This is a genomic window from Pelovirga terrestris, from assembly GCF_014773365.1.
Lineage (GTDB): Bacteria > Desulfobacterota > Desulfuromonadia > Desulfuromonadales > Geopsychrobacteraceae > Pelovirga > Pelovirga terrestris.
The window spans coordinates 1-5,369 of the sequence record NZ_JACWUN010000028.1; the positions used below are offsets into that span (position 1 = coordinate 1).

Here is a 5,369-nt window from a genome sequence, read left to right on the forward strand (position 1 = left end):
GATGGCATCGCGTAGCCCGGCAATATGCGCCAACTCAAGATAGGCTGGTAAGCCTGCTAACGCCGTGAGTCCTGATGTCTGTACTTGCTCTTTATACTGGAAGGGAAGAACGCCTTGTGCCATAATTGTTTCACCTCGTTGGTGATAGTTGTCTTGCTCGCACAAGCATTCTATCTCCCCAGTTCTACTGGGGCAACGAGGTTTTTCTATTTTTTAGCTGGTGAATCAGGGCGTAGGGGCGGCGCCTCTACAGCGAACAATACGCCTCTAATCGGGTGATATCCCATTCGGGGCGACGACCTGTACCATTCCAGCGTGAATCGACTTTGATTTCAAATAACCTGGAACCGAAATCACCGAGACTGACGCTATCTGTTCGCCCCGAAATGTGCCTGCCACGATCACTGTGTGCCCAAGCTTTGACAAGCAGATTATTGCAAACCTGACCGCCGGAAACTCGCCCGGAAATAACCACGTAACCATGCTTCTGGCCGGCGCTGGTGTTCGAAAAATTGTATTGGGGAGGACCGTTGGTGCTGCCAGTCTGTGCCGACTGACTGATCAGCTGTTGTGCCTGCTGCCTGGTCTGGACCTGTTGTTGATCGACCCGGCGCTGGATATCTGCAGATACAGAAACTGAGCCGATTTGCGGCAGGGGTTGAACAACCGCTCCCCGACCTGAAGGCTGGTCGGAGTAAACCGTTCTCCCCTGTTCATCGACCCAACGGTAAATGCGGCTGCCGGAAGATGGTGGTGATTGTTGCCTTGAGACAGATTGCCGAGGTTGCGGTTGAGCTGTTTCCGCCTGCGGTCGAGGCAACGATCGCTGAACCGCAGGTTTGCTGACCGGCAGTACCGGAACCTGGAATACCTGCTGAACCGGGGGCTCTGGCGGGAAGAAACGGTGTTCGAGCATTGGCCAGAACAGGGCACCGGCAAAAACAAAAGGAAAACTGAAGCACATCAGACGGATAAAAAGGTGCATGGTGGCAATTACCCCTCTTCTGAAATTAATTTGGCGCTATTTTTTTGATAGATTAAGGACTCACCTTGCTTCTTAGTTACAGCCTCACCCACCTCGACGATTATCCTCAAACATCTCTACCGGCATCGGATACCGCAACCGCCAGACCATCTTGATCGGCCGTTCTCTCTCGTAACTCACCATATCCACCGGCCCCAGATAAGTAAACGGTAGGGTTGCTCCGTTGCGCTTTTTCTTTTCACGGGCAAAAACCAGAATTGTGTAACCCCGCTCCTGATGGTGAATCAGGTTTTGTCCGTCAGCATGATGTTGCGCAGTATTTGCCTGGGATTCCCAGTGCATAAGTTCGCGGCTAATGGGGTAATCGGCATACATGGTGCTCGGCGAAAATTCCTTCACGGTTTTCTGAAAGGTGACTAGCAGTACGTAGGTCTTGAACTCCGCAAAGTGAAAGACACCGACACCGGTCTGCCCCGCAGTTTCGAAGTTGGCTTTACCAAAGACCGCCTGAATGTCTCTGCCACCATAACCAGCATGCAGTTCTAGCGGACAAGTAAAGGGAAGTTCGGTAATCTGCCCGCCAACCTCAGTAATGTTTTCTGCCCAGGCCAGAATTTCTTCCAAATCGGCAAGGATCGACGGATTACGGGACAGGCGGTGGAAGGCATCGTTCAGAGAGCTAATGCCAAACTTGCTCCCCTTGTCTCCCCACAGTCGGTAGTAAACTGACATAGCGGCATCACCGGCAACTGATAGTGCTGCATTAGCATTCCCCTGTGCTAACTGTGCAACGACTTGCCTTAAGTGAGCCAGCTCCTTGGGACCATTTATGAAGGCAACGCGCAGCAGGGTTTTCTTCAGCCACGCAAGGTCTGGGTCAGTAGGGATTGGACCCAGTTGCGCTTTGGCCTTCCACCCCGACCACGACTCGGCGACCAGCAATCGTTCCGGCTCGTAATCGTGGTAGCGGATAAAGTTGCCGAAGGTCAGCTCCTGGCCGGTCTCACTGGTGAAGGTCTGCAATCGGTCCGGGACCTGCACGGCAAGGCGGCCGAAGTTCTCCTTGATGTTTTCCAGCACATATTGCCGCGAAAGCCGGTCAAGTTGAATTGAACAGCCGGCCGGCAAATGAGGAAAGTCGAGCTCCACTTCCTTGTCAATGGAGAAGCGATGTCGAGGAAGGAGCGCTTTGAGCTTGGTGTCAACCCGATAGCGGCGGTGGGCCTGGCCAACAAAATCGAGGACGGTCAAGCAATCCTTCTCGGGTGCATGGCGCAACCCCCGGCCAAGCTGTTGGAGAAAGACGGTCAAGCTCTCGGTGGGCCGCAAAAACAGGACAGTGTTGACCTCGGGGACGTCAACCCCTTCGCTCAACTTATCGACTGTAAAAATGAAGGTAAGGCGTCCAGCTTTAAAATCATCAAGAAGACGCCCACAAGTGTCATTCTCAACGCCGGAGACAATGGCCGCTGAAGGGATGCCCCGCTGGGTGAACTGTTCCGCCATGAAAATGGCATGTTTAATCCCGACACAAAATCCGAGCCCCTTTAAACCGCTCAGCTTCGGTTCATAGCGCTGGAGTGCAGCGACGATTGCATCGACGCGCTGCTTAGCACGCGCAGAGTCGAGCACGTAGACGTTCTCCAGGGCAGCCGTGTCATACTTGCCATTGCGCCAGAATTGATCTTGATTGAGGGCGATCGGATCAGCCACGCCGAAGTAATGGAAGGGGCAGAGAAGTTTTTCTGCCAAGGCTTCGGGCAGGCGAATTTCGGCAGCGAAGCGGTTGCCGAAGTCGGCGGCGACATTGTTACCATCCATCCGTTCCGGAGTTGCGGTCAGCCCAAGCAGAATCTGCGGGGTGAAGTGCTCGAATATTGGCCGGTAGCTGGCAGCGGTGCCGTGATGCGCCTCATCGACGATGATGTAATCGTAGAAATTGCTGCCGACCTGTTCCCAAAGTCGACGGCTGGCCAGCATCCCGACTGAACAAAAGAGGTGTTCTAAGCGACTGGCCTGAAATGGACCGACGAGCAATTCGCCAAAATTCTGGTCGCGCAGGACATTGCGGAAGGTGATTTGAGCCTGCTGGAGAATTTCCTGACGGTGGGCAATAAACAGGAGTCGCGCCTGTTTCTGGCGCTGAAGAAAATAGCGCTTAAAGTCGAAGGCAGCAACCACAGTCTTGCCGGTTCCGGTGGCGGCAATGACGAGATTGCGCCAGCGGTCGTGGCTGCGGCGTTCCCGGTCCAGTGCTTCGAGAATGCGATCCTGAAAGGGATGGGGTGACAAGTCGAAAAAAACCATAGGTCCGTTTGGTCGAGGGTTGCGCGCTCGCTCTATCGCTGCACGCAACAACTCCGGCTTCTCAGGGTCGAAGGCGACGAATTCGCGGCTGTTCCAATAGGTCTCGAACTCGACGGAAAACTTCTCCAGGATATGCTCCATGTCCTGCGCCGTGACCTTGAGATTCCATTCCAGACCACTGGTCATGGCCGCCTGGGACATATTGGCGGAACCGATATACGCGGTTGAAAAGCCGCTATTGCGCTTGAAGTGATACGCCTTGGCATGAAGTCGTGTGCGCTGAGTATCGTAAGAAACCCGCACCTCGATATTCGGCAGCTGCGCCAACCACTCTACCGCCGGGGCGTCCGAAGCCCCCATGTAAGACGTTGTAATGAGTCTTACTGGCACCAGGCGATCGCGCAGATCCTCGAAGGCTGGCAGAAGCAGGCGCAGGCCGGACCATTTGATAAACGAAACGAGGATGTCAACCCCATCGGCTGAGCGCATCTCTTCAAGCAACTCGTGAGCGAGTTGCGGTTCTTGTGGTGAACCGGTGAATAGAGAGCTTTCGGCGAGGGGAGTGTGGGGGCGGGGGATGCCTGATCTACCGTAATGAGGCGGGGTAATTTCGAGAAGGACGGGTTTTTGTTCCGAAACGAGGCGGTGTTTTTCCAGGTGGCTTCTGCCCGGCTCCTGAGCCACATGTCCAAGAAGCCGGTTGCAGAGGGCCAATCTCTTTTCCGGGTCTGATTCCTCGCGCAGAGCCTGTTCGAGTACATTGGCCACGAATCCCGCATAACGGGCCGGTTGTTCTTCTGGATCAATTTTACCGAAAACAGTTCTCAATTCAGGATGCCGGGCCAGCGTATCGCGAAGACACTCATCAATGAGCGCTTCGTATATGCCGGGGGCAACAGGGTTCATCGGGAGCAAGACTCACATGTGGCAAGATACGACTCGATCACCGCCACATCAGCTTCAGCCCAGTCCAGATTTTGAAGCTCCTCGGGCGGCAGCCAATTGATGGCCGCGTGTTCGTCAAGAACGATTTCACCAGACGCGATGGAGCAAACAAACGGATAAAGCGTAACTGAAGCTTTGGGGTAGTGGTACGTGCTGGCTGGCAAACATTTTTTCACGGCCACGGAAATTCCCATCTCTTCAAACAACTCTCGGCAGAGACATTCCTCGGCAGTTTCCCCCGGCTCGATTTTACCGCCAGGAAATTCCCACTTGAGCGGCAAGCTCATTCTTTCGCTGCGCTGAGCAGCCAAAACAAGCCCATCCTTCTCGATTATTGCACAGGCAACTTCAATCATAGACCAGTTTCATCTCTCTTAATCTCTGCCAGAATCCTGTCAATTTTGTTCATACAGTCGCGGCAATAGAGATCCCATTCGCTGTCGGAGTCCATACGAAACCCATTACAATCGGCGTCGATTATTCCGCCAGTCAAACCATAAGCAGGATCACCATTATTGAGCTCTTCTCTGCAGAAGGAGCAATAATTATCAACCAATATAGCCTCCGAAAATTCCCGCAAGCTGCCTACTTAACGATCTACCAACAAAAAAACCGCCGCAGCCAAACAGTCACAAGCGGTTGATTTATTGGCACTTATCTCTAAATCCACCCGATCCAAACATCCCACCCTCCCGCGAAAGTCGTTAATTTACATTAGACTAAACTGATCGAGCGCGAAGGTCAATGATTTGGTCACTTGTCACTTGTCACTTGTCACTTGTCACTTGTCACTTGTCACTTGTCACTCGTCACTCGTCACTCGTCACTCGTCACTGATAACTGATAACTGATAACTGATAACTGATAACTGATAACTGATAACTCAACTTTCGCACCACCCAAGGTGCTGCTAACAGATTAAAATTACATCGTTCTTTTACAATTTACAGGCCGGAAGTAGCAACGATCGCCGCAAAAGGCCGGGGATTTCTTCCATAAATGCTTCCAGCATGGCCTTGATCGGTGCCACCATTTTGTCTGCAAAGCTTTTGATCACCTGCTCCAATAGGTTCATCAGCAGTTGCAGTGCTTCGACAAAACTGACTTGGCGCAGTTCATCACAGCCGGCATG

Annotated in this window: 3 protein-coding genes and 1 pseudogene; all 4 read right to left on the reverse strand. The window is 52.9% G+C overall.

The annotated features are described in order from the left end of the window. Positions 1-247: 247 nt before the first annotated feature. Positions 248-985, reverse strand: a complete 738-nt coding sequence (locus tag ICT70_RS14580; protein ID WP_191157927.1) for a DUF4124 domain-containing protein — start codon at positions 983-985, stop codon at positions 248-250. An 84-nt stretch (positions 986-1,069) separates the two neighbouring features. Continuing rightward, on the reverse strand, positions 1,070-4,198 hold the full coding sequence (locus tag ICT70_RS14585) for a DEAD/DEAH box helicase (protein WP_191157929.1): 3,129 nt from the start codon (positions 4,196-4,198) through the stop codon (positions 1,070-1,072). Further along, positions 4,195-4,593, reverse strand: a complete 399-nt coding sequence (locus ICT70_RS14590; protein ID WP_191157931.1) for a (deoxy)nucleoside triphosphate pyrophosphohydrolase — start codon at positions 4,591-4,593, stop codon at positions 4,195-4,197. Before ICT70_RS14590 ends, ICT70_RS14585 begins: the two co-directional genes overlap by 4 nt. A 581-nt stretch (positions 4,594-5,174) precedes the next feature. Further along, a pseudogene (locus ICT70_RS14595) lies at positions 5,175-5,369 on the reverse strand (IS4 family transposase); the annotation flags it as partial.